Below are 23440 nucleotides of genomic sequence, written 5' to 3' on the forward strand. Positions count from 1 at the left end.
AGCCGGGGCACTTTCACGTCCGGGCCGCTCTCACGTCCGGGCCGCTCTCACGTCCGGGCCGCTCTCACGTCCGGGCACCCTCACGCCAGAGGCGCCCTCGCGCTCAGCCCTTCGCCGCGAGCGCCCGGTCGTAGGCGATGCGCAGACGCTCCAGGGCCGCCTCGAGCACATGGGTGGGGGTGGCGATGACGAAGCGGGTGAAGCCCTCCCCCTCAGGGCCGAAGACCGTGCCCTCGTCGAGGAAGAGCCGGGCCTCGACCACATGGATGCGTTCGAGCTCGTCGGCGTCGATCCGCAGCCCTCGCAGGTCCACCCACTGCAGGTAGGTGCCCTCGAGGTCGGCGACCCGCACCTGAGGGAAGTGCTCGGCGAAGAACGCCCTGATCACCTCGTGGTTGCGGCCGACGAGCGCGATCAGCTCATCGAGCCACGGCCCGCCCCGGGTGTAGGCGGCCTCGCAGGCGATCGCGCCGACCGCTCCGGGATTGTCGAAGCCGAGGGCATGCACCTCGGTGGTGAAGCGGTCGCGGAGGGCCCGGTCGGGGACGATCGCGTTGGCGAGCTGGAGACCGGCGACGTTGAACGACTTGCTGGGGCTGGTCAGCACGATGGTCCGCGCGGCGACGTCCTCGCCGAGGGTCGCGAGCACGGTGTGCTCGTGGCCGGGCTGGAGGAGGTCGAAATGGATCTCGTCGCTGACGATGAGGAGGTCGTTGTCCACGGCGATGCGGGCGACGGCCTCGAGCTCGTCCCGCTCCCACACGCGCCCGGTGGGATTGTGGGGGCTGCAGAACAGCAGCATCGTCGAGCGCGGGTCCTTCGCCTGCTCCTCGAGGAGTTCGAGGTCCAGCCGCCACCGGCCGTCGCGCTCGACGAGCGGGCTGCGCACGATCCGTCGGCCGCTCCTCTCGATGGATCCGAACATCGGATAGTAGGCGGGGGTGGGCAGGATGATGCCGTCGCCGGGTTCGGTGAACGTGCGGATGGCGATCGTGAAGGCGGGGATGACGCCCGGGGTGGTGCGGATCCAGGCGGGGTCGATCTCCCAGCCGTGACGCTCGCGCATCCAGGTGGTGACGGCGTCGAGATAGCCGGGGGTCGGCATCGAGTAGCCGAGCACGAAGCCGTCTTCGAGGGCCTCGCGGATCGCGCCGACGATCTCGGGCGCCTGCGGGATGTCGAGGTCCGCGACGGAGAACGGGGCGATGGGCTCCTGCCCGTCGTCGACGGAGAGATCCGCCCCGAAGCGTGCGGCGGTCCGGTGCATCGCCAGCCATTTGGAGGAGCCCATCGACGTGCGGTCCACGAGGGTCTCGAGGTCGTACGCCGTCTGTCGTGCGGGATCGAGTGCATCCACGGTCACGGTGTCCTCCTGCAGAGCTCGGTGCGATGCCTCGAATCTACCGGCGGGACCCGCCGTCGGCCGACGTCGTGCGTCATGCGCGTTCACCGGTCCGCATCCGCCCCGCATCGGCACCTCTCCGGCGCCGCTCCCGCGCATCTCCCGCGATGCTCCTGCGACTCACCTGCAGTGCTCCCGCGCATCTCCCGCGACGCTCCTGCGACTCACCTGCGACTCACCTGCGACTCACCTGCGCCGACGGGGAGGCGCGGGGAAGCGCGGGAAGGCTCACCGGCGCAGGTCGATGCCGAACACGCGTCGGATCTGCGCGACGGCGTGGCGGGTGAAGCGGCGGTCCGAGGGCGTCGAGGCGAAGGGGACGAACAGGCCCGGATGGTCGGGATGGCTGACGCGCCCGTGGGTGGAGCCGGGGGCGATCACGAACCCGGCCTCCTGCATGCGCGTCATGAGCTCGCGACGCGTGGTGGGGTGGCGGGTGCCGCGGCCGCCGCGGGCGCTGGGTCCGGCGGCGTCGTCGGCGATGTCGAGCGCGGGCTGGTAGTCCTCGGGACGCACCGACAGCGCGTAGCGGGCGGAGAACGCGCCGATGACGGCGTTGTCGGCACGTCGGACCTGGACGACGAGGCCACCGCGCAGGTAGTGGTCGCTGATGCCGGCGTCGGCCGTCCAGGCGTCCTCGGGGTCTGCGACGGCCAGCACGATCTCCTCGCTGCGCAGGTCATCGACGCCCACGCTGCGGATCTGCGCGTCCTCGATCCGCAGCGGACGCGGGTTCGGACGGGGGTCCTCGGGCAGCAGCGAGTGCACGGCCTCCGGGGGCGGCGGCGCCGCAGGGCGCGGGAGCTCGATCGTCCGCGCCCGTCGGCTCCCTCCGCTCTCCGCGCCCGCGCCGGCCGCTCTGGTCGCACCGTCCGCTCCAGTCGCGCCGGTCGCTCCGGTCGTACCGTCCGCGCCGCGCACGGGGAGCTTCGCCGACGGGGAGTCCTGGGCCCGCGAGGCGCTGCCGTCCGCCGACCAGTCCACCGGGCGCACCCGGCGAGCGGGGTCGGTGCGGCCGACGAGCACCGCCGGCGAGGGCGTGGACGGCCGACGCGGGGGCGCGCCCGTTGGGGTGGACTCGGCGGCAGTCCGGGCCGGGCGCGAGGGGGGAGAGGTGTCGTCGGCGCTCACGCTCCGATGGTGCCATGCCGCGGGGCATCGGCCTTCCGCTCCGGTCGGCCCTCTGGCTGCTCTCGGTCGGCCTCGGTCCGTCCCAGGCCGCTTCCGGTCGTCTCGCGGTCCGCTAGGTTGGACGGGCTCCGCATCCCTATCGTGGCGGCGGCATCAGTCCTCATCCGAAGGAGTCCTCGTGACCCGCACCGTCCACCGCGCTGACGGCACCCTCCGCGTCGGCTCCGCCCGCAGGCACGGCTCCACCCACCGAGCCGCCGCCGGTCGCGCCGCCGCCCTGCTCCTGCTGCCGATGCTGCTCCTGGCCGGATGCTCCGGAGGAGCCGACGATGCGGCGGAGGACGCCGCAGGGAACGGCGCCACGTCCGCCACCTCGCAGGCATCGGACAGCGGCGCTTCGGACAGCGGCGCTTCGGACAGCGGCGCATCGGACGACGGCGGCTCCGGCGGCGCGAGCGGGCCGGACGATCCCGCCTCCGACGGCCCGTCGGCCGATGACGGGGCGACCGGCGGGGACCCGGCGGACGACGTCGACCAGGAGCCCTACGCCGTCACTGCCGCCCCCGACGGGTTCGCCGGGCCCGACGACCCCTGCACCGGCGAGGGCGCGTACTACGTGCGCGTCGGCGAGACCGCCGAACCGGCGCTGCCCGAGCGCGACGGCTCCGAGCTGATCATCGGAGCGAGCAGCATCGACGGAGCCGAGGCCCGGCTCACCGCGGCGATCGACGACGAGGCTCCGCGGGATGTGGAGGCCGCGACCATCGGCGAGACCGTGACCATCGAGGGCTGGACGGTCTCTGTGACGAGCATCTGCGCGGACACCGAGCAGGTCGAGTTCGACCTCGTCGACTGATCCGCATGCCCCGCGCCCTGCACGGCTCCCGCACCTCGCACGGCTCCGGTGCCGCCCGGCCCGGCGATGCCCGACCCGGTGCCTCCCCCGGGCCCCACCGCTTCGACCTCGCCGCGATCGGTGCGGGCCTGCCCGTCACCGCCTCGGTCGACGAGATCGCCGCCGCGATCCGCACCGGCGCCGCGGTGATCACCGCCCCGCCCGGCACCGGCAAGACCACCGTCGTGCCGCCGCTGGTCGCGAACCTCGTCCTCGACCGGGCCGCAGATCGCGCGGCCGGATCCGGCCCCGGCGCCCGTCCCGCCACCACGCTCGTCACGCAGCCCCGTCGGGTGGCGGTGCGCGCCGCGGCCCGACGCATCGCTGCGCTCGACGGCAGCGCCCTCGGCGGGCCCGTCGGGTTCACGGTCCGCGGGCAGCGGCAGGTCGGGCCCGAGACCCGCCTGCAGATGCTGACCCCCGGGGTGCTCATGCGGCGCCTGCTCGCCGACCCCGAGCTCGACGGCGTCTCCGCCGTCGTCCTCGACGAGGTCCATGAGCGCTCCCTGGACACCGATCTGCTGCTCGGGATGCTTGCGGAGGTCCGCCAGCTGCGGGAGGACCTGCTGGTCGTGGCCATGTCTGCGACCCTCGACGCGCAGGCCGTGGCGGGCCTGCTCGGCGGCGGATCCGACGGCACCGGGACCGGCACCGCACCGATCGTCGACGTCCCCTCCGCTCTCCATCCGCTGCGGATCGACCACGCCCCCGCCCCGGCCCCGCGCCTCGACGAGCGCGGAGTGACCCGGGACCTGCTCGACCACCTCGCCCGGACTGCCGTCCGGGCCCGGGCCGAGGAGGACTGCGACGCGCTCGTGTTCGTCCCCGGCGCCCGCGAGGTCGACGAGACCGTCGCCCGGATCCGGTCTCTGCTGGGCTCCGACGTCGAGGCGCTGCCGCTGCACGGGCGCCTGTCCGCCGCCGAGCAGGATCGGGCGACCTCCGGCCGACGGCCCGGTGAGCCCGCGCGGATCGTCGTGTCGACATCGATCGCGGAGAGCTCCCTGACGGTCCCCGGCGTGCACCTCGTGATCGATGCGGGTCTCGCCCGTGAGGTGCGTCGCGACCGCGGTCGCGACATGAGCGGTCTGGTCACGGTGAGCGCGTCCCGGGCCGCGATCGACCAGCGAGCCGGTCGCGCCGCCCGCCTGGGCCCCGGCCGTGCGGTCCGTGCGTTCTCGGAGGCGGAGATGGCCGGGATGCCCGCGCAGTCCGCTCCCGAGATCACGACCGCCGACCTCACCGACGCCGCGCTCCAGCTGGCCTGCTGGGGCACGCCGCGCGGCGCCGGCCTCGCCCTGCTGACGCCGCCGCCGGCCGGGGAGATCGCCGCGGCGGAGGGGACCCTGCGGGCGCTCGCGCTCGTCGACGACGAGGGCCGGGCGACGGACGCCGGACGCCGTGTCGCCCGGATGCCCGTGGGCGTGCGGGAGGCGCGCGCCCTCGAGGACGGCGCCAGGATCGTCGGGGCGCGCACCGCGGCGGAGATCGTCGCCGCGGTCTCCGACGACCTGCGGCCCGACGGCGCCGACGTCGGCGGCCTCCTGCGACGGCTGCGCTCGCGGAGCCATCCGTCGGCCTCCCGCTGGGCCCGCGAGGCGGACCGTCTCGAACGGATCGCGCGGGACACCGGCGCCGTCCCTGCGGGTCGGGCCGAGAGCCCTGCACGTCCGGCCGATGCCGACGGGCAGGCGGGCGCGGTCCTCGCCCTGGGCCGTCCCGAGCGGATCGCCCGCCGCACCGGTGCAGGCTCCCGCTCCTACCTCCTCGCCTCCGGCACCCGCGCCGCAGTGCCCGAGAGCAGCGCGCTGCTCGGCCACGAGTGGCTGGCGGTGTGGGAGGTGCAGCGGGCGCAGGGGCGTGCGGCCGGCGGCACCGGCGCGGTCATCCGCGCGGCCGCGCCGCTCCGCGAGGAGCAGGCGCTGTCGATCGGGGCGGCGCTGCTCGCCGACGAGCGCTCCGCGACCCTCGAGGAGGGTGCGGTGCGGGTGCGGCGCCGTCGTGCGCTCGGCGCCATCGAGCTGGCCTCCACGCCCGTCGCCGCGACCGCCGAGGACGCCGTCCCCGCGATCCTCGCCCACGTGCGCGCCGAGGGTCTGGGTGCGCTCGGGCTCGGTCCGGCCGACGGCGGAGGCAGCCGCGGCGGAAGCGGGGGCAGTCGCGGCGAGACCGCGCGGAGCCTCCGCGGACGGCTCGCGCTGATCCGTCGCGAGCTCGGCGACCCCTGGCCCGCCGTCGACGAGGAGTCGCTGCTGGCGAACCTCGAGGACTGGCTCGCGCCGCAGCTGACGGGCCGCTCCACGAGGACCGCGGCCCGTCTGGAGAGCATCGACACGGCCTCGGCGCTGCGCAGCCTGCTGCCGTGGCCGGAGGCGGCGCGGCTCGACGAGCTCGCGCCCGAGCGCCTCGCCGTCCCGTCGGGCGGCACAGCCCGCATCGACTACCCGGACCCGGAGGACCCTGCAGGACGTCCCGTGGTCGCCGTGAAGCTGCAGGAGCTGTTCGGGCTCGCGGACACGCCCCGCCTGGTCGACGGACGGGTGCCGGTGCTCTTCCATCTGCTCTCCCCCGCCCGTCGGCCGCTCGCCGTCACCGACGACCTGCGCTCCTTCTGGGACGGCCCCTACCAGCAGGTCCGCAAGGAGATGCGCGGACGCTACCCCAAGCATCCCTGGCCCGAGGACCCGTGGACCGCGCCCGCGACCGCGCGCACCACTCGCGCGGGCTCGGACCGGGGCACGGGTCGGGGCGGCCGCCGGTGATCGCGGCCTGGGAGCGCCACCAGATCGCGCTGTATCTCGCGGCGATCGCCCTGGGCGCCGTCGTCGGCCTCGCTCTGCCCGCGCTGGCCCCCGCGCTCGAAGCGGCGATCACGCCGGTGCTCGCCCTGCTGCTGTTCGCGACGTTCCTGGGCGTCCCGCTGCTCGAGGTGCGGCGTGCGCTGCGGGACCTGCGCTTCCTGCTCGCCCTGCTGGTCGCGGACTTCGTCCTCGTGCCGGTGATCGCCGCGATCCTCACCCGGTTCGTCGCCGACGATCCGGCGCTCCTGATCGGCGCGCTGCTGGTGCTGCTGGCTCCGTGCGTCGACTACGTCATCGTGTTCACCGGTCTCGCCGGCGGGGACCGCGCCCGGCTGCTGGCTGCGGCACCCCTGCTGATGCTGCTGCAGATCCTGGCGCTGCCACCGCTGCTCGCGCTGCTCGCCGGCCCGGAGGTGCTCTCGGCGCTGTCCGTCGGCCCCTTCATCCGGGCGTTCACGGAGCTGATCGCCCTGCCGCTCCTCGCCGCGGGGATCGTGCAGGCTCTCGCCCGCCGGGGCCGGCCCGTGACGCGGGGAGTCCGGTCCGGGCAGACCGGGCAGACAGAGCAGACACAGCGGGCGGGGCGAGCGGCGCGGGTGGGACGAGCGGCGCGGGCGGCACGGACGGTCGAGATCGTGATGGCCGCAGCGATGGTGCCGCTCATGATGGCGACGCTGGCGGTGGTGATCGGCTCGCAGATCGCCGCGGTCGGCGGCAGCATCGGTCCGCTCGCGCGGCTCGTCCCGATCTACGTCGCGTTCGTGGTGCTGGCCCTCGCAGCCGGTCGGCTCGTCGCCCGGCTCACCCGACTGGACGTGCCCGCGACCCGGGCGCTCATGATGTCGGCCTGCATCCGCAACTCCCTGGTGGTGCTGCCGATCGCGCTCGCACTGCCCGCGTCGATGGCGCTCGCGCCGCTCGCGGTGGTCACGCAGACCCTCGTCGAGCTGCTGGCGATGGTGGTGCTCGTGACGGCGCTGCCGAGGCTGGTCCCCCTCAGGAGCTGAGCGCCGCCACCCTCACTGCTCGAGGCAGAGCATTGGCGTCATCGATGAACGATGGCAGGACCCTGTAAGGCAGGCTCACTCGGACTCGTCCAGCTCGGAGAGGTCGATCCCGAGAGCCCGCGCCGCGTCAGCCCCGGAGATCGGAGCCTCATTCCGGATGCGCTGCTCAGCGATCTTCCCGAGCTGCTGATCCTCGAGCAGGCTCTCAAGACGCTCGTACAGGGAGTAGGGGATCACTGCCGCCTCGGCGCGCCGGTGGCTCCCGAAGAGCAGGGGCTCAGCACTCTCCCCCTCTGCACGGAAGCGGGAGAGAGTATCGCCGAGGGACTCGCGCGCCTCGCGCGAGCTGTGGATCGGGATCGTGGGAGTCATGGCAGCACCTTACGCCTCGGGACCACAGATGTGAACCCGAACAGGTCCACAAACATGTATACATATGGGGTCACAATGAAGGTTCCCCGCACCGCCTACCCGCCCATCGCGACGCCGCCGGCCGCGGCGGTCGCGGCGATCAGCGCCGCCGAGGTCGCATCGATGACCCCGCGCAGCGCCCTCGCCGCCGGGTCCGCGAAGCGGAACTCGCCGACGATCCGCTCGAGCTCGCGGCGACTCATCCCGCCGGTCTCGGCCTTCAGGACCCGGTGGGCGACCCGCTGGGAGACGAGCAGCTCCAGCAGGACGACGTCCTGGACGCTCGCGCTCTCGGGTGCGGAGACCGCCCGGCCGAGCCGAGCACGCAGTTGCGCCTCGATCCGGTCGTCGGCCGCGGGCCAGGAGGTCAGCAGCCAGCCGTCCCTGCGGTGCACGGCGCCCGCCTCCGCGAGCGCGTCCCCGACCGTCTCGGTGATGTCCAGGTGCCGCGAGGAGATAGCGCCGCGCAGCCGCGGGGCTCGGATCCGGGCGAGGCCCTCGAGTGCCGCATCCAGGTCCGGCTCCCCCGTCGGCGTGGGATCGAGGATCGCGATGCGGGGGCTGCGGGCGTCGTCGAGGCCGATGCGCTCGCGCAGCACCAGCTCGGTGATCGCCGCGGCGGCGAGCGCGAGCCGACGGTGCTGCGTGGGGCTCTGGCGACCGGCATCGTTCGTGAGCAGGAGGAACAGCTCCCCGGGGATGGTCGTCGTCGAGCTCATGCCTCCAGTGTGGACCAGCTCCTGAGCCTGCGCACGGGACCTGGGGATCCGGTCGCGCACCGCCCGTAGAATCACCGGGTGCAGTGCCATCATTTCGACGCCGGGGAGTGCCGCTCCTGCACCCTCCTGCCGATCCCCCACGACCGCCAGGTGGTCGAGGGGCGAGCCCGCGTCGAAGCGCTGCTCGACCCCTTCGTCGCGCAGGACCTGCCCGGGTCCGTGTGGGATGCGCCGATCGTCGGCCCCGAGGCCGGCTTCCGGGCGCGAGGCAAGATGGCGGTCGCGGGCACGGCGCAGGCACCGATCCTCGGCCTGCCGGGCCAGCCGAGCACCGCGGACCTCAGCGACTGCCCGCTCTACCCGGAGGGCGTCGAGGAGGTCCTCGAGGGGGTCAAGGCGCTCGTGCGCCGTGCCCAGGTGCCCCCGTACGACGTCGCCCGTCGACGCGGAGAGCTCAAGAACGTCCTGGTCACGGCTTCGCCCGACGGTGAGCACGTGGTTCGTCTGGTGCTGCGCAGCGAGCGGGCGCTGGGCCGGATCCGCGAGCATCTGCCTCGTCTGCTGGAGGCGCATCCCTCGATCGTCGCGGTCAGCGCGAACCTGCATCCCGATCACACCACGCGCGTCGAGGGCGAGCAGGAGATCCCGCTGGCCGGTGCGGACTCGATCGCCATCCGCACCGGTGATGCGACCCTGCGGGCCCGTCCGCAGTCCTTCCTGCAGACCGACACGGTCGTCGCCGGGGAGCTGTACCGGAGGGCCGCCGCCTGGGTCGCCGAGATCGCGCCGCGGCGGGTGTGGGACCTGTACTGCGGGCTCGGCGGCTTCGCCCTGCACATCGCCCGCGCGGTGCCCTCGGCCCGGGTCACGGGCGTGGAGGTGTCCTCGCAGGCGATCGACGGTGCTCGCGAGGCGGCCGCGGCGATGGAGGCGGCGGGCGAGCTCGCCCCCGGCTCGGCTCCGGACTTCCTCGCCGACGACGCGACCTCCTGGGCCGTGCGCGAGGCGGCCGACGGTCCGCTCGGAGCGCCGGACGCCGTCGTCGTGAACCCTCCGCGTCGGGGGATCGGCGAGCGTCTGGCCTCCTGGCTGGAGGGTTCCGGGATCCGCGACGTGGTCTACTCCAGCTGCAATCCGGCGACCCTCGCGAGCGACCTGGAGGCGATGCCGTCGCTGCGGATCGTGCGGGGCGCCTATGTCGACATGTTCCCGCACACCGAGCATGCTGAGGTGATCGTCCGCCTGCGGCGCCTCGACTCCCCCGCCCCTCAGGAGCCCGCGACCCGACAGGAGCCGTGATGACCCCGAGCACCGCATCCCAGCTGCGAGACGTCCGTCGGCGCGTCCTCGCCGAGGCCGGCGGGAGCATCGTCGCCCTCGACCAGGAGCTGCCCGCGCTGACGGTCGAGGTGTGGTCGGCGCTGACCGACCCCGACCGGCTGGAGAACTGGTTCCTGCGCCCGACGGGCACTCTCCGCGAGGGCGGGCGCTTCGAGCTGCCGCCGATGGGCGTGGGCGGGCGGATCGTCCGCGCGGACCACCCGCTGCGTCTGCTGCTGACCTGGGAGACCCCGGGGCAGCCCGGCAGCGAGGTCGAGGTGCTGCTGGGGCGGCAGCGGGATCGGACTCGCCTGACGATGCTGCATCACGTCCCGCACGACGAGCACTGGCTGACCTACGGGCCCGCGGCGACCGGCTGCGGCTGGGAGGGCGCCCTGTACGCCCTCGCGCGGCACCTGGCCGAGCCGGAGGTCGACCAGCAGCAGGCCCTCGCCGGCTGGGCGACCTCATCGGAGGCCGCGCAGTTCACCCGCGATACGGGCGCCGCCTGGGCCGACGCCCACATCGCCGCCGGTGCGGATCCCGACGACGCCCGCGCCCGGGCCGCGCGCACGATCGCCTTCTACCTCGGAGAGGACTCCCCCTCGGCATGACCCCCGACCACCCGACCGACCACCGCCCCGATGTCGGCCCCGACCTGCGTCCCGATCTCGGCGCCCCGCGCGCGAAGGTGCTCCTGCTGTCCACCGGCGGCACGATCTTCATGAGGCAGGACGAGACGGGCCTGCGGGCCGCGCCCGACGACGACGCCGGCGCCTCCCTCGCCCGTACCCTCGTCGACGGCGCCGAGGTCGAGCATCGGGAGATCGCGAACGTCGGCTCCCCCTCGATCCTCCCCGAGCATCTGTCGGCCGCCCTCGAGCAGGCCCGCGCGGCCGTCGACGCGAGCGCCGCCGGGGCGGTCCTCACCCACGGCACCGACACTCTCGAGGAGTCGGCCTTCCTGCTGAACCGGTACTGGGACCGGGAGGCGCCGCTCGTGCTGACCGGGGCGATGCGACCGGCGAACGCGCCCGGCGCCGACGGTCCGGCGAACCTCCGCGATGCCGTGCGCACGGCGGCCGCGCCCACGGCACGAGGGCTCGGCGTGCTCGCGGTGTTCGACGCGCTCGTGCATCTCGCCGACCGGGTCGGGAAGACCTCCTCCCGCTCCGTCGACGCCTTCGCCTCCGAGCCGTCGGGGCCGGTCGGCCTGGTCGACGAGGAGGACGTGCAGCTGCTCTACCGGCCGCTGCGACGGCGCGCCCTCCTCGGCGGGGACCTGCCGATCCGCATGCCGCGCGTGCCGATGCTGATGACCGGCGTCGGCGAGGAGCTCGCCCTCCTCGACGGCCTCCCCGCCGGGAGCCTCGACGGCCTCGTGATCGCCGGCGCGGGCATGGGGCACGTGCCGGCGTCGACCGTTCCGCGGGTGCGCGCGCTGGTGGATGCCGGGGCACCGGTCGTGATCGCGACCCGCGTCGCGAGCGGCGGGACCTCCACCCGCCATTACGACTACCCCGGCAGCGAGGTCGATCTGATCGCGAACGGCGCGGTCATGGCCGGGGCCCTGCCAGCGCCCAAGGCGCGCCTGCTGCTGCAGGCGCTGCTGGCCGACGGCGCGGACGCCGAGCGCATCCGGGAGGAGTTCGCCGGCTACGGCTTCTGAGGCTTCCGGGCCGCACCGATCGGGGTGCGCAGCATCTCCTCGACCACGGCGCCGTCGGCCGCAGGCAGCTCCAGGCCCAGCAGCCGGGCGAAGGTGACGGCCTCGTCGGGGACGGTGCAGCGGGTGAAGCGCACTCCCTCGGCGATGTCGGGGCCGCACATGGCGAAGACCGCCTGGATGTCCTGCTCGGGGAGGTGCCCGTGCTGGCTCAGGAGGAAGCCGTAGTCGGCGTCGAGCCGGCCGTACTGCGCCCGCCCTTCCCAGAGGTTCTGCATGTCGGTGCCGCTGGTGCCCTCGAGGATGCCGAGGAAGGGGCCGAGATAGCCGTAGTCCTCGAACATGTCGTCGAGGGCGTGGAAGGCGTCGACGGGGACCTCGGGATCGGCGACCCAGCGCTCGACGAGGGCGAGGACCCGCGAGCGGGCGGCGTCGTCGGCGAGGGGGCTGAGGTGCAGCTGGCCGGTGAGCCCGCATCCGTGGACCCAGGCGTCCCAGGCGGCGACCTCGCCGCTCTCGTCGAGGTGCACGAGGCCCTCCTCGACGAGCAGGACGTTGGGGCGGAAGCAGCGTCCGACCTCCACGTGCCCGTGGTCGGAGACGATCGCGACGTCGGTGCTCCCCATGAGCCCGGCCTCCTCGAGCGCGGCGAGGATCTCGGAGATCCCTCGGTCGACGGCCTGGAAGGCCCCGCGCACCTCGTGGCTGAAGCGGCCGGTGGCATGACGGGCGGAGTCGACGTCGGCCCGCCCCCGATCGGAGGACGCGTCGCGCAGCACGTCGAGGGTCTGCGGGAGACCGTCGGGATCCCAGACCTCTGGGACCGCGATGTCGATCGACGTCGACCATCCGGTCACCGGCCAGCAGACGGCGGCGCTGACCAGGCCCTGCTCAGCGGCGAGGTCGAAGAGGGTGGGACCGGTGATCGCACGGGCGTCCCAGAACCAGTCGGGGCGCCGGACGCCGGGCTGCACCGGCTCGTTGGCGTAGATCCCGTGCCCCGCGGCGAAGCGGCCCGTGATCTGGGAGGTGTGGTTGGGGTACGTGACGGTCGGGTAGATCGCCTCGGCGCTCCCCCACGCCCCTGCGAGCACCCGGCCGAAGCCGGGGAGCGTGCGGGCGACGGGGACGTCGGCGACGCTCATCCCGTCGACCGAGAGGACGACCAGGCGGTGCGGGGTCGAGGACGAGGGCGACGAGGGCTGGGTCATGGCGGGCTCCCGAGGGGAGGGCGCGGTGCCGAGGCGGACGCGCTCACGCTAGGTCCCCCGTGCCACGGTCCGACGTCGCGCAGATGAACCGTGCCCGAACACGTCGGACCAGCATTGTCACCGGAGGACCGGGGCCCGTCGCGCCTGCCCGATCACATCCGCGGTCACAATGCCCGCCCCAAGGTCCCGTTATGCGAGCCGGAGTGACAGACTGGACCGAGTCCAGTCCAGTGATCGAAAGGTGCGATCGTGCCCGTCCATGCTGATCCCGCCCCCTCCCTGCAGGAGTACGCCCACCCCGAGAAGCTGGTGACCACGCAGTGGCTGGCCGACCGGCTCGCCTCCGGCGACACCGACGGCCTGGTCGTCGTCGAATCCGACGAGGACGTCCTGCTGTACGAGACCGGCCACATCCCCGGTGCCGTGAAGATCGACTGGCACCTCGACCTCAACGACCCCGTCACGCGCGACTACGTCGACGGCGCCGGCTTCGCGAAGCTCATGGACGCCTCCGGCATCTCCCGCGACACGACCGTCGTGATCTACGGCGACAAGTCGAACTGGTGGGCCGCCTACGCCCTGTGGGTGTTCGAGCTGTTCGGCCACCCCGATGTCCGTCTGCTCGACGGCGGCCGCTCCGCCTGGCAGGCCGAGGGCCGCGAGCTCACGACCTCCGACGACGGCATCCCCGCCGCGACCACCGGCTACCCCGTGGTCGAGCGCGAGGACGCCCCCATCCGCGCCTACCGCGAGGACGTCCTGGGCTTCCTGGGCGGGCAGCTCGTCGACGTGCGCTCCCCCCAGGAGTACACCGGTGAGCGCACCCACATGCCCGACTACCCGCAGGAGGGCACGGTCCGCGGCGGCCACATCCCCACGGCGAGGTCGGTGCCGTGGGCCCGAGCCGCCGCCGAGGACGGCCGCTTCCGTCCGCGCGCCGAGCTCGCGGGGATCTACCAGGACGAGCTCGGCTTCGACGGCGACGCCCCGGTGATCGCCTACTGCCGCATCGGCGAGCGCTCCTCGCACACCTGGTTCGTGCTGCGGTACCTCCTGGGCTTCGAGGACGTGCGCAACTACGACGGCTCCTGGACCGAATGGGGCAATGCCGTGCGCCTGCCGATCGCCGTCGGCTCCGAGCCCGGCGAGGTGCCCGCCCGATGACCTCCGCCGCCGCGACCGGTCCCGACGCCGCCCTGCCCGAGGCCTTCCAGGAGATCGCCGACGACTTCCATGCCCTCACCGGGCGCGAACGTCTGCAGCTGCTGCTGGAGTTCTCCGACGGCCTGCCCGAGCTGCCCGAGCGCTACGCCGAGCATCCCGAGCTGCTGGAGCCGGTCCCGGAGTGCCAGTCGCCGATCTTCCTGATCACCGAGGTCGAGGGCACCGGCCGCGCGGCCACGGCGCGCCTGTTCTTCTCGGCCCCGCCGGAGGCGCCCACCACCCGCGGCTTCGCCTCGATCCTCGCCGAGGCCCTCGACGGCCGCAGCGTCGGCGAGGTGCTGGACACCCCTGAGCAGGTCACGCACGAGCTGGGGCTCGCGGAGGTGGTCAGCCCGCTGCGCCTGAACGGCATGGCCGGCATGCTCGCCCGCATCAAGCGGCAGCTCGCCGCCAAGGCAGGGGTCGCAGGAGCCTGAGCCGCCCCGGACCTCCGCCCCTGGTGGTCGCCGCCGACGGGCGGTAGCGTGAGAAGTCCGGTGGCCGCCTCGGGCGCACTCCTCGAGTGCACCCTGCCGAGGGTCCTCCGCCCCAGGAGAGGCTCTCTCGGCGACGGCCGCACGACCCTTCTCAGAGGAGATGACATGGCTGACCTCGCTTACACCGTTCCCGGCCTCGGCACGGAGGACTCGCTGCGGCTGGTGGAGGCCCTGCAGGATCGTCTGCACGCGATGAACGACCTCCACCTCACCCTCAAGCATGCGCACTGGAACGTGACCGGTCCGCAGTTCATCGCCGTCCACGAGATGATCGACCCGCAGGTGACGCTGGTGCGCGGATTCTCCGACGAGATCGCCGAGCGCATCGCGCAGCTGGGCGCCTCCCCCGTCGGCACGCCGGGGCGCCTGGTCGCAGAGCGCGGCTGGAGCGACTATGCGCTGGGCAAGGCCAGCACCCAGGAGCATCTGGCGGCGCTGAACGAGGTGTACGACGGCGTCATCGCCTCCAACCGCAAGGCCATCACCCTGGCCGGCGAGCTCGATCCGATGACGGAGGACATGCTCATCGGGGAGACCCGCGAGCTGGAGCTGTTCCAGTGGTTCATCCGCGCGCACCTCGAGGGCGCCGAGGGCTGATCCTCCCGCAGGGCGTCCCGTCGCAGGACATCGCGCAGGGCGCCCCTCAGCAGGGCGGGTACCGTGTTCGGTGCCCGCCCTGCGTCCATGCCCGCCCTGCGTCCGTGCCCGCCGCCCGTCGGCCGTCGCGCGTCCGTCGTCCCCGATCCGTCGTCCCCGAGGAGCCCCCTGGAATGCCGATCTCCGATCCCACCGCCGAGCAGCTCGAGCTCCTGCAGGACGAGGCGGTCCGCTTCACGCGCGAGCTCATCCGCATCGACACGACCAACTTCGGCGGGAACGATCCGGCCTCATGGGGGCGCGGTGAGGCGGAGGCCGCGGCGTACGTCGTCGATCGTCTGCGCGAGGTCGGTCTCGAGCCGAGGACGATCGACTCGGCGCCCACGCGCACGAGCGTCCTCGTGACCATCCCCGCCGTCGGCGCCGACGGGTCCGACGGGTCCGATGGGTCCGACAACTCCGATGGGTCCGACGGGTCCGCTCGCCGCGGCGGCCTGATCATCCACGGCCATCTGGACGTGGTCCCGGCGAAGGCCGAGGACTGGTCGGTCGACCCCTTCGCCGCGGAGATCCGCGACGGCATGATCTTCGGGCGCGGCGCCGTGGACATGAAGGACATGGTCGGGATGATGCTGGCTCTCGCCCGGCACCTGGCGCGCACCGGCCAGCGGCCGCCGCGCGACCTGATGTTCGCCTTCTTCGCCGACGAGGAGAACGGCGGCGTGTGGGGAGCGCAGTGGCTGGTGCAGAACCATCCCGAGCTGTTCGACGGATTCACGGAGGCGATCAGCGAGGTCGGCGGATACTCGATCACGCTGCCCGAGGAGGGCACCGGGAAGGACGTGCGCGCCTATCTCCTGCAGACCGCGGAGAAGGGGCTGATCTGGGGGCGCCTGCGGGCTCACGGCCGTGCAGGACACGGTTCGGTGCCCAATGACGAGAATGCGATCGTGCGCCTGGCCCGGGCGATCGCCGCGATCGACGAGCATGAGTTCGGGCAGGAGTGCGTGGCGAGCGTGCGCGCGCTGTTCGACGGCGTCACCGAGATCACCGGCACCGGCTGGGACGAGGAGGATGTCGAGAGCTTCCTTCCGCTGCTGGGCGGTGCGCGGCAGTTCGTCGCAGGCACCCTGCGGGACTCCGCGAACCTGACGATGCTGAAGTCCGGATACAAGGTCAACGTCATCCCGCAGACCGCGGAGGCGGGTATCGACTGCCGCTTCCTGCCCGGGCATCAGGAGCAGCTGCTGGCGCTGCTGGACGAGCTCGTCGGTGAGCACGTGGAGGTGATCGTCGACCACATCGGCGTCTCCACGGACGCTCCGCGCGAGGGCGCGCTGATCGACGCGATGACCGCAGCGATCCAGGTCGAGGACCCGGGGTCTCACATCCTGCCCTACTGCCTGAGCGCCGGGACCGACAACAAGTCGCTGAGCCTGATCGGCATCGCCGGCTACGGCTTCGCGCCGCTGCGCCTGCCCGCGGACCTCGACTTCGCGCCACTGTTCCACGGGGTCGACGAGCGGGTTCCGGTGGACGCGGTCCGTTTCGGCGCGCGGGTTCTGCTGCGCCTCGTCGCGACCTGCTGACGACCCACGGGCTCACGGGCCGAAGAGGTCGAGGGGTCGAAGGGCCCGGGCTGCCGGACTGTCGGGCTGTCGGGCTGTCGGGCTGTCGGGCTGTCGGACCGACGGGCTGGCGAGCTGACGGAGAGCTGACACGGTGGTCGGCCGACGTCGGAGCGGACCGCCCCGTCCATGCGGTCGCGCGTCAGGCGCCGTCCAGCCCCTCTCCCCTCGCGCGATGGCCGGGGCCAGTGTCAGAAGGGTCGGGGTCGGGCGATCCTGAGGGCGGGCTCTCGATGCGGAGGATGTGCTCGGGGATCGGCTCACCCGGCGCGATCCCCGTGTACCACTCGGGCATGACCCGCAGGAGCGTCTCGGCGAGCTCCTGTGCGGCGGCGAGCTCGTCGGCGGTCATCCCGGCGACCGATCCGCCGGCTGGTCCGCCGACTGGTCCGTCGGCTGGTGCGTCTGCCGATCCCTCGGCCGATCCCTCGGGGGCATCCTGCCGATCGAGTCCCTCCGGGGGCGAGGAGAGCCATCCGATCAGCACCTGCAGGAACCCGCCGGCCATGTACGTCGCGGTCTCTCGCCGCGGCAGCCAGCCGGGAACCTCCTCGCCGAGCACGTCGAAGGCGGACTCGAAGAGGTCGGCACAGCGCTCGACGAGCACGAGGTACGGGCGATGGGAGAACTTCCAGTGCAGCGTCCCGCGCAGGAAGGTCCGATGCCTGACCACGTCACGCGCGGTCGACGTCGCCGAGAACTGGACGACCCGGTGCATGCTGCTTCCCTCGGCCGCGAGCGCACGGGTCCCCTCCCGGATGTCGGCGACGAGAGCGCCGATCATCGCGCCGACGAGATCGTCGAGCCCGCTGAAGTGGCTGTAGAACGCAGCGCGACTGATGCCTGCTCGGCGGGTCAGCGAGTTGACCGTGACCTCAGCGCCCTCGGCGTTGAGCGACCGGGCTGCCTCATAGACGGCCGCGCGGGTGCGGGCGGGGCGGGGATCCGGTGCACGATCACCGCGGTCATCGGAGGTCATCCGCCCATCGTAAGCGGCGCTCGGGGGGACGTGGGCTCGACGTGACGCGCGAGATGCGCAGGCCCGTCACGGTGCCGAATATGCCGGTGTGCACCGGACTGCTCCGGGCGGCTCGGCGTAGCCGCTCCGCCGTCCGGCCCGACCGCGCGGCCGCTCGCATAGGAGCGCCGTCCCGCGACGCAGCCGGACGGCGTGCCCGACGGTCTGCACCCGACGCCTCCGCGATGCAGTGCTGTGCGGGGCCGTCGACGGACCGCCTCAGTCCCTGACGAACGGGCACGAAGGTAGCACGCAAGGCCGCTTTCGACCAGACTTTGTGGTCAGGTGTCCATCTCTTGAGCCATCGGATGACGACCGCCGAGATCGCCCGACGACGACGGCTGACAACGGCCGACGACGACCGACGACGGCTGACGACAGCTGATGACGGCTGACAACGGCCGACGAAGACCGACGAAGACCGACGACGGCCGACAACAGCCGACGATGACTGACGACGGCTCACGACATCGGATGTCCGCCGACGACCGGGATCGGACCTTCCCGGCTTCTCCCGCTACTCTGGTTCAGGTTCCCGGAACAGAAAGGCGCTGCAGAGATGGCAGAGCGAACAGTGACGATCGCGAGCACCAGCGGACTCCACGCCCGCCCCGCGGCGATCTTCGCCCAGGCCGCGACGGAACAGCCCGCCGAGGTCATGATCGAGAAGGCCGGGTCGGATCCCGTCCTGGCCAAGAGCATCCTGATGCTGCTGACGCTGGGAGCCGACCACGGCGACGAGGTCGTCCTGCGAGCCGAGGGAGACGGCGCCGAGGAGTCGGTGGCCGCTCTGGCCGCCCTGCTCGAGCGCAACCTCGACGAGGAGTACTGAGCACCCGGGGACCCAGGAGCACCAGGACCACCAGGACCACCAGGAGCACTGAACCGGGGACGCGGAGTACCGGACCGAGGACGCGGAGTGCCGAATCGGTGACGCGGAGTGTCTGACCAGGAACGCGGGGCGCCGAACCGGGAACGCGGCTGGCCTTCCCGAGACGTAGGCCGGATCGCGCGCGCAGAGATGCATGATTCCCGCGCCTGACCTGGGGTGATGGGTCGGCGAACACCCCCTGGAGGCATACCCGATGCCCCTCCCCCGACGTCGGACGTCTTCCGAGAGAACGCCACCACGAGCCCGCCGGCACCCCCAGAACCCCCAGCGCCGCCAGAACCCCTAGCGCCGCCAGAACCCCCAGCGCCGCCAGAACCCCCAGCGCCGCCAGAACCCCCAGCGCCGCCAGAACCCCCAGCGCCGCCAGAACCCCCAGCGCCGCCAGCGGGCAGTGTCCGTCTACCGCCGTTCAAACGGCGTTCAAGCGGCGGTAGACGGACACTGCTCCATGACGAAGGCCCCCGCCGCAGCGGGGGCCTTCGTGGATCTGAGCACTCGCTCAGGTCAAGAGCGGTAGCGGCGGGATTTGAACCCGCGGTACGGGGTTACCGTACACATCATTTCGAGTGATGCACCTTCGGCCGCTCGGACACGCTACCGCCGACTATCGTACCGATGTCCGCACACGCGGACAAACCCGCGGCCGACAAGGCGACCCACGTCACGCCCTGGTGGCCGCGGACCCGTGGCGGGGCCGCACGATCACGACATTGCCGGTCGCGTGCACGACGGCTGCGTGCGCCGTCGATCCGAAGCGGTCGTGGCTGATGCCGCGGTGGCCGAGCACGAGCAGACGAGCACCGGTCGCCGCATCGAGGAGCGCCCCGGGCACGCTGGGCGCGGTCATGAGCTCCTCGGTGACGGTCAGGGTGTCGTGGCCGGCACGAGCACGCTCCCCCGCTTCGCGCAGCAGGGAGCGTGCGCGGGCCATCTCCTCCTCCGTCGGCGGGTCGCCGGCGGGCACCACATGCAGGATCCGCAGCTCGTCGTCCCACAGGTCGGCGAGATCGGCGGCCAGGTCGATGGCCTCCCGGCCCGCCTCGGATCCGTCGCATGCCGCGAGCACCGGTCCTCCGACGTACTGGTCGGAGCGGATGATCGCCACAGGGCATCCGGCGTCGTGCAGGAGGCCGCGGCTGACCGAGCCGAGCAGCATGCCCAGGACGCCACCGAGCCCGCGAGTCCCGACGACCAGCAGCTCTGCGCTCTCGGAGACCTCCCCGAGGACCTCGCGGGCCGCACCGGGCAGCAGATCGGAGAAGATCTCGATCGATGAGCCACCCCCGCCGGCCCCATCTCCCGTACCGCCCCCGGCCCCCGTGCCGCCCCGGCCGTCCGCACCCGCTCCGCCGTCCGTATCGCCCCGGCCGTCCGTGCCCGCTCTGCCCTCCGTGCCGTCGACGGCGCGCTGGGCGATCTCGACGGCCTGGTCCAGCAGATGCAGAGCATGGTTGCGCGGTGCGGCGCCGGCGTCGAACATGTCGACCTGCCCGAAGCCGTAGCTGAACAGGGGCCAGGTCCAGGCGTGGACGATGCGCAGGGGCCTGCCGAGCGCCGCGGCCAGCGATGCCGCCCAGCGCACGGCCTCCGTCGAGGCGGCCGAGTCGTCGTGCCCCACCACGATCTCGCCCGAGCAGTCGATGGCCATGATCAGCACCTCCCGAACGCTCTCCCGGGGAACGTGGACCCCGGTGTCTGGCGCGCTTCCAGCGTACGCCCGGAACTGGGGTCCGACCAGGGACCGACGGTTCGGCCACCGGCAGGTCGGACGGTGCGGCTGAGGACAGCGTGAGGCAGCACGGCGGGCGACCGCGTCAGGCAACACGGCGGGCGACCGCGTCAGGCAACACGGCGGGCGACGACCGCGTCAGGCAGCACGGCCGACGACCGGGTCAGGCCGTGCGGCGGACCGTCAGCTCAGGAGCGAGGGTGATGGCCTGCTCGACGTCCCGACCGTGGATGAGGTCCACCAGCAGCTCGGTCGCCCGGCGCGCGAGCTCCCGGCCGGGGTTGACGATCGTGGTCAGTGCGATGGTGTCGTCGGAGGCGGAGACGATGTCGTCGAAGCCGACGATGGCGACGTCCTCGGGGACGCGCAGTCCCTCGGCCTCGAGCTTCTTCATGGCGCCGAGCGCCATGAGGTCGCTGCTGGCGAAGATGCCGTCGACGGGGAGCCCCTCGCGGAGCATCGCCGCGGTCTCGCGCTCCCCCGAGGCGATCGTGAAGTCGCCGAAGCGCAGCGCCGTCGGCGCCAGTCCCGCGTCGGCCAGCTCCTTCTCGAAGCCGATGCGCCGGTCGAGGGCGGCAGGCATGTCCTGCGGACCGCAGATGATCGCGATCCGTCGGCAGCCGCGGTCGATCAGGCGCCGCGCCGCCATGCGCCCGCCGGTGAGGTTGTCGAGGTCGGCATAGGGCACGTGGCGACCCCCGGAGGGGCGTCCGATGAAGACGACCGGCACCTTGGCGTCGGCGGCGAGCTGCTGGGCGATGTCGCCCTCGTGATGGGACATGACCACCAGTCCGTCGGCGTGGCCCCCGCGCAGGAAGGTCCGCAGCCGGTCGTCCTCGGCGCGTCCGCTGCTCATGAGCAGCATGAGCTGCTTCTGCGCGGCGGTCAGCGCCGCGGCGACGCCGGCGACCGCGCTGCCGAGGAAGGGGTCGGCGAACACGCGCTCCTCGGGCTCGGGGACGACGAGCGCTACCGCGCCGGTCTGTCGCGAGGCGAGACTGCGGGCGGCGACGTTGGGCACGTAGCCGAGCGCTGCGACGGCCTGCTCGACCAGGGCGATCTTGTCGGGGCTGACGTTGACATCGCCTCGCACGACCCTCGAGGCCGTCGCCCGCGAGACGCCCGATGCCCGCGCGACGTCCTCGAGGGTGGGTCCGCGGCCGGTCTCCCGGGCGACGATGCCCTGCTCCTGCTCTGCTCCCACCTGCGTCCTCCTTCCCGGCGCCGCCTCGGCACCGAGTGCGGTCGCCCCATGATGCCGTGCGCCGTGGAGCGATGCGTCTGCGATCCGTCCTGCGGTCCGCTCGCGCCCGCCCGCACGCGGTCAGCCCTTGACGGCGCCCTGCATGATCCCGTGGACCAGCTGTCGGCCGACGACGATGAACAGCAGCAGCAGAGGGATCACCGAGACCACCACGCCGGCCATGATCAGCGAGTAGTCCTTGAAGTAGGCGGCCTGCAGCTGCTGCAGCGCCACCGGGAGGGTCAGGCTGTCACCGCGCAGGACGATGAAGGGCCAGAAGAAGTTCGTCCACGATCCGACGAACGTGAACAGGAACAGCATCGCGCCCGCGCCCTTGGACGCCGGCAGCGCCACGTGCCAGTAGGTGCGCAGCATGCTGCACCCGTCGACGCGGGCCGCCTCGATGAGCTCGAAGGGCAGGGCGTCCTCGAGGTACTGGGTCATCCAGAACACTCCGAAGGCCGTGACCAGGTCCGGGACGATGACCGCCTGGAGGGTTCCCACCCAGTTCAGCTTCGTCATGACGATGAACAGCGGGATCACGCCGAGCTGCACGGGCACGGCCATCGTGGCGATGACGAACATCAGCAGGGCCCGTCGGCCGCGGAAGCGGAGCTTGGAGAAGGAGAACCCCGCGAGGGTCGCGAAGAAGACGACCGAGGCGGAGGTGATCGCGGAGACGATCACGGAGTTCCCGAGCGCCCGCCAGAAGTCGATGTCCGAGGTGACCACCTTCTGCAGGTTGTGCAGGAGGTTCCCCTGGGGGATCAGCGACGGCAGCGGGCTGCGGGCGATGCTGCCGGCGTCCGACGAGGCCAGCAGCAGCGCGTAGTAGAGGGGCGCGACGAAGACGAGGACGACGGCGCCCAGCAGGGCGTAGTTCCACCAGCGGGGTCGGGCCTCCACGCCTCCCCCGCCCTTGAGGCGGCGGCGCGCGGCACGGGCCGCTCCCTTCCCGGCGAACTGCTCGATGGCGGCAGTGGACTGCATGCGGGGGCTCCTTACCGCTCGCCCCGGCCGGAGCCGCTGGAGGCGATCCGACGGGTGATGAGGAAGTTGACGACGCCGATGAGCAGGATGATCAGGAACAGCAGCCAGGCCACGGCGGAGGCCTTGCCGAAGTCGAGCTGCGGGCCCCAGCCCAGCTCATAGAGGTACATGGTCAGGGTCATCCACTGGCGCGAGGCGCCGCCCTGGCCGCCCGTGTCGAACATCCGCGGCTCGTCGAAGATCTGCAGGCCGCCGATGGTCGAGGTGATCACGACGAAGATGATGGTGGGGCGCAGCATCGGCACGGTCACGTGCCAGAAGCGGGCCATGCGATCGGTGCCGTCGATGATCGCGGCCTCGTAGACCTCCCGCGGGATCGCCTGCATGGCGGCGAGGAAGATCAGGGCGTTGTAGCCGGTCCACCGGAAGTTGACCATGGTCGCGATCGCGACGTGCGAGGCCAGGGCGTCGCTGTGCCAGCCGATCGCGGGCAGGCCGATGTCGGTCAGCAGCATGTTCACCAGCCCGGACTCGTCGGCGAAGATCTTGCTGAAGATCAGCGAGACCGCGACCGGCGCGACGATGTACGGGACCAGCACGCCCATGCGCCAGAAGGTCTTCGCGCGCAGGTTCGCATCGAGGACGTAGGCGATGAGGATCGCGGCGATCACCTGCGGCACCGAGCTGAGCAGGAAGATCGAGAAGGTGTTGCGCAGCGCCTTGTAGAAGCTCGCCGAGCCGAGCACCTCCGTGTAGTTCTGCAGGCCGAGGAACTCGCCCTGCCCGCGGATCAGGTCCCAGTCGTGCAGGGAGACGAAGGAGGTGTAGAGGATCGGGAACAGCCCCGTGATGATGAACAGCAGGAAGAAGGGGCTGATGAAGAGGTAGGGGCTGAACCGGGCATCGGCCCGCGAGAGCCTCATGCGCCAGGGCGCCGGAGGGCGCCGTCGGCCGGAGCGCCGGCCCCGACCGGCGGAGCCGGATGTCGGGCTCGGGCCCGAGGTCCGGGGGGATCGCATCGTGGTGGTCACCATCGTCCTTTCGCGTCGAACGGGGTCGGCCCGGGGCCGACGGACCCTG

At 72.7% G+C, this 23440-nt stretch carries 21 protein-coding genes and 1 tRNA gene; 11 read left to right on the top strand and 11 right to left on the bottom strand.

Annotated elements, in window-relative coordinates; translation table 11 throughout:
• Positions 1-103 precede the first annotated feature (103 nt).
• Positions 104-1363, bottom strand: a complete 1260-nt coding sequence (locus ACZ5AJ_RS12270) for a MalY/PatB family protein (protein ID WP_464135125.1) — start codon at positions 1361-1363, stop codon at positions 104-106.
• A gap of 267 nt (positions 1364-1630) precedes the next feature.
• Entirely contained in the window at positions 1631-2533 is a 903-nt protein-coding gene (locus ACZ5AJ_RS12275; RefSeq protein WP_464135129.1) for a hypothetical protein, read from the bottom strand.
• Positions 2534-2711: 178 nt separating this feature from the next.
• Between ACZ5AJ_RS12275 and ACZ5AJ_RS12280 the strand changes: the two genes are divergently transcribed.
• Genes ACZ5AJ_RS12280 through ACZ5AJ_RS12290 form a run of 3 tightly spaced genes read left to right on the top strand, consistent with a single transcriptional unit; the run spans position 2712 to position 7236 of the window.
• Positions 2712-3389, top strand: a complete 678-nt coding sequence (locus ACZ5AJ_RS12280; protein ID WP_464135132.1) for a hypothetical protein — start codon at positions 2712-2714, stop codon at positions 3387-3389.
• A 5-nt stretch (positions 3390-3394) separates the two neighbouring features.
• The gene (hrpB, locus tag ACZ5AJ_RS12285; protein ID WP_464135135.1) at positions 3395-6190 is read left to right on the top strand and encodes an ATP-dependent helicase HrpB; all 2796 of its coding nucleotides are present in this window, start codon (positions 3395-3397) and stop codon (positions 6188-6190) included.
• Positions 6187-7236: an arsenic resistance protein gene (locus tag ACZ5AJ_RS12290; RefSeq protein ID WP_464138765.1), complete on the top strand. Its 1050-nt coding sequence runs from the start codon at positions 6187-6189 to the stop codon at positions 7234-7236. Before hrpB ends, ACZ5AJ_RS12290 begins: the two co-directional genes overlap by 4 nt.
• Before the next feature lie 75 nt (positions 7237-7311).
• Here the strand turns inward: ACZ5AJ_RS12290 and ACZ5AJ_RS12295 are convergent, their stop codons facing one another.
• Positions 7312-7608, bottom strand: a complete 297-nt coding sequence (locus tag ACZ5AJ_RS12295) for a hypothetical protein (RefSeq protein WP_464135139.1) — start codon at positions 7606-7608, stop codon at positions 7312-7314.
• Between the two features lie 95 nt (positions 7609-7703).
• Complete coding sequence (locus ACZ5AJ_RS12300; protein ID WP_464135143.1) at positions 7704-8366, bottom strand: GOLPH3/VPS74 family protein; 663 nt, start codon at positions 8364-8366, stop codon at positions 7704-7706.
• 78 nt (positions 8367-8444) lie between these two features.
• Here ACZ5AJ_RS12300 and ACZ5AJ_RS12305 point away from each other — a divergent pair, with 78 nt between their 5' ends.
• The 3 genes from ACZ5AJ_RS12305 to ACZ5AJ_RS12315 are packed head-to-tail and all read left to right on the top strand — an operon-like array spanning position 8445 to position 11355.
• Positions 8445-9665, top strand: coding sequence for a methyltransferase domain-containing protein (locus tag ACZ5AJ_RS12305; RefSeq protein ID WP_464135145.1), 1221 nt, complete (start codon positions 8445-8447; stop codon positions 9663-9665).
• Positions 9665-10300 (top strand): SRPBCC domain-containing protein, encoded by a 636-nt coding sequence (locus ACZ5AJ_RS12310; protein WP_464135147.1) that lies wholly within the window; start codon positions 9665-9667, stop codon positions 10298-10300. Before ACZ5AJ_RS12305 ends, ACZ5AJ_RS12310 begins: the two co-directional genes overlap by 1 nt.
• Positions 10297-11355 carry an asparaginase gene (locus ACZ5AJ_RS12315; RefSeq protein WP_464135152.1) on the top strand — a complete coding sequence of 353 codons (1059 nt, stop codon included), beginning with the start codon at positions 10297-10299 and terminating at the stop codon, positions 11353-11355. The genes ACZ5AJ_RS12310 and ACZ5AJ_RS12315 overlap by 4 nt, the downstream gene beginning before the upstream one ends.
• Here the strand turns inward: ACZ5AJ_RS12315 and ACZ5AJ_RS12320 are convergent.
• On the bottom strand, positions 11343-12563 hold the full coding sequence (locus tag ACZ5AJ_RS12320; RefSeq protein WP_464135155.1) for an alkaline phosphatase family protein: 1221 nt from the start codon (positions 12561-12563) through the stop codon (positions 11343-11345). The genes ACZ5AJ_RS12315 and ACZ5AJ_RS12320 overlap by 13 nt on opposite strands.
• 249 nt (positions 12564-12812) lie before the next feature.
• Between ACZ5AJ_RS12320 and ACZ5AJ_RS12325 the strand changes: the two genes are divergently transcribed.
• The 4 genes from ACZ5AJ_RS12325 to ACZ5AJ_RS12340 all read left to right on the top strand — a co-directional run bounded on the left by ACZ5AJ_RS12325 (position 12813) and on the right by ACZ5AJ_RS12340 (position 16449).
• Complete coding sequence (locus tag ACZ5AJ_RS12325) at positions 12813-13727, top strand: sulfurtransferase (RefSeq protein ID WP_464135158.1); 915 nt, start codon at positions 12813-12815, stop codon at positions 13725-13727.
• A complete protein-coding gene (locus ACZ5AJ_RS12330) occupies positions 13724-14203 on the top strand; it encodes a SufE family protein (RefSeq protein ID WP_464135161.1) in 480 nt (159 codons plus the stop codon). Before ACZ5AJ_RS12325 ends, ACZ5AJ_RS12330 begins: the two co-directional genes overlap by 4 nt.
• A 165-nt stretch (positions 14204-14368) precedes the next feature.
• Positions 14369-14860: a DNA starvation/stationary phase protection protein Dps gene (gene dps, locus ACZ5AJ_RS12335; protein WP_464135163.1), complete on the top strand. Its 492-nt coding sequence runs from the start codon at positions 14369-14371 to the stop codon at positions 14858-14860.
• 173 nt (positions 14861-15033) lie between these two features.
• Entirely contained in the window at positions 15034-16449 is a 1416-nt protein-coding gene (locus ACZ5AJ_RS12340) for a M20/M25/M40 family metallo-hydrolase (protein WP_464135165.1), read from the top strand.
• 181 nt (positions 16450-16630) lie between these two features.
• On the opposite strand, the gene ACZ5AJ_RS12345 is transcribed toward ACZ5AJ_RS12340, so the two are convergent.
• Positions 16631-17467, bottom strand: a complete 837-nt coding sequence (locus ACZ5AJ_RS12345; protein ID WP_464135168.1) for a TetR/AcrR family transcriptional regulator — start codon at positions 17465-17467, stop codon at positions 16631-16633.
• A 598-nt stretch (positions 17468-18065) separates the two neighbouring features.
• Here ACZ5AJ_RS12345 and ACZ5AJ_RS12350 point away from each other — a divergent pair.
• Positions 18066-18338 carry an HPr family phosphocarrier protein gene (locus ACZ5AJ_RS12350; RefSeq protein WP_464135173.1) on the top strand — a complete coding sequence of 91 codons (273 nt, stop codon included), beginning with the start codon at positions 18066-18068 and terminating at the stop codon, positions 18336-18338.
• Positions 18339-18909: 571 nt separating this feature from the next.
• On the opposite strand, the gene ACZ5AJ_RS12355 is transcribed toward ACZ5AJ_RS12350, so the two are convergent.
• From ACZ5AJ_RS12355 to ACZ5AJ_RS12375, 5 genes are all read right to left on the bottom strand, one after another.
• Positions 18910-18997: transfer RNA gene (locus ACZ5AJ_RS12355), tRNA-Ser, on the bottom strand.
• A gap of 62 nt (positions 18998-19059) precedes the next feature.
• A complete protein-coding gene (locus ACZ5AJ_RS12360; protein ID WP_464135175.1) occupies positions 19060-20046 on the bottom strand; it encodes a universal stress protein in 987 nt (328 codons plus the stop codon).
• Positions 20047-20290: 244 nt separating this feature from the next.
• Entirely contained in the window at positions 20291-21331 is a 1041-nt protein-coding gene (locus tag ACZ5AJ_RS12365; RefSeq protein ID WP_464135178.1) for a LacI family DNA-binding transcriptional regulator, read from the bottom strand.
• Between the two features lie 120 nt (positions 21332-21451).
• Positions 21452-22360, bottom strand: a complete 909-nt coding sequence (locus ACZ5AJ_RS12370) for a carbohydrate ABC transporter permease (RefSeq protein ID WP_464135181.1) — start codon at positions 22358-22360, stop codon at positions 21452-21454.
• A gap of 11 nt (positions 22361-22371) precedes the next feature.
• Positions 22372-23394: a carbohydrate ABC transporter permease gene (locus ACZ5AJ_RS12375; protein WP_464135184.1), complete on the bottom strand. Its 1023-nt coding sequence runs from the start codon at positions 23392-23394 to the stop codon at positions 22372-22374.
• Between the last annotated feature and the right edge of the window lie 46 nt (positions 23395-23440).

The sequence above is a fragment of the Brachybacterium zhongshanense genome, from assembly GCF_055385755.1.

Bases quoted from the DNA above. Each gene is read 5' to 3' on its own strand.
- ACZ5AJ_RS12300 (WP_464135143.1), bottom strand. From the start codon at position 8,366: ATGAGCTCGACGACGACCATCCCCGGGGAGCTGTTCCTCCTGCTCACG.
- dps (WP_464135163.1), top strand. From the start codon at position 14,369: ATGGCTGACCTCGCTTACACCGTTCCCGGCCTCGGCACGGAGGACTCG.
- ACZ5AJ_RS12370 (WP_464135181.1), bottom strand. From the start codon at position 22,360: ATGCAGTCCACTGCCGCCATCGAGCAGTTCGCCGGGAAGGGAGCGGCC.
- ACZ5AJ_RS12320 (WP_464135155.1), bottom strand. From the start codon at position 12,563: ATGACCCAGCCCTCGTCGCCCTCGTCCTCGACCCCGCACCGCCTGGTC.
- ACZ5AJ_RS12310 (WP_464135147.1), top strand. From the start codon at position 9,665: ATGACCCCGAGCACCGCATCCCAGCTGCGAGACGTCCGTCGGCGCGTC.
- ACZ5AJ_RS12375 (WP_464135184.1), bottom strand. From the start codon at position 23,394: ATGGTGACCACCACGATGCGATCCCCCCGGACCTCGGGCCCGAGCCCG.
- ACZ5AJ_RS12350 (WP_464135173.1), top strand. From the start codon at position 18,066: ATGGCAGAGCGAACAGTGACGATCGCGAGCACCAGCGGACTCCACGCC.
- ACZ5AJ_RS12295 (WP_464135139.1), bottom strand. From the start codon at position 7,608: ATGACTCCCACGATCCCGATCCACAGCTCGCGCGAGGCGCGCGAGTCC.
- hrpB (WP_464135135.1), top strand. From the start codon at position 3,395: ATGCCCCGCGCCCTGCACGGCTCCCGCACCTCGCACGGCTCCGGTGCC.
- ACZ5AJ_RS12330 (WP_464135161.1), top strand. From the start codon at position 13,724: ATGACCTCCGCCGCCGCGACCGGTCCCGACGCCGCCCTGCCCGAGGCC.
- ACZ5AJ_RS12315 (WP_464135152.1), top strand. From the start codon at position 10,297: ATGACCCCCGACCACCCGACCGACCACCGCCCCGATGTCGGCCCCGAC.
- ACZ5AJ_RS12360 (WP_464135175.1), bottom strand. From the start codon at position 20,046: ATGGCCATCGACTGCTCGGGCGAGATCGTGGTGGGGCACGACGACTCG.
- ACZ5AJ_RS12340 (WP_464135165.1), top strand. From the start codon at position 15,034: ATGCCGATCTCCGATCCCACCGCCGAGCAGCTCGAGCTCCTGCAGGAC.
- ACZ5AJ_RS12345 (WP_464135168.1), bottom strand. From the start codon at position 17,467: ATGACCTCCGATGACCGCGGTGATCGTGCACCGGATCCCCGCCCCGCC.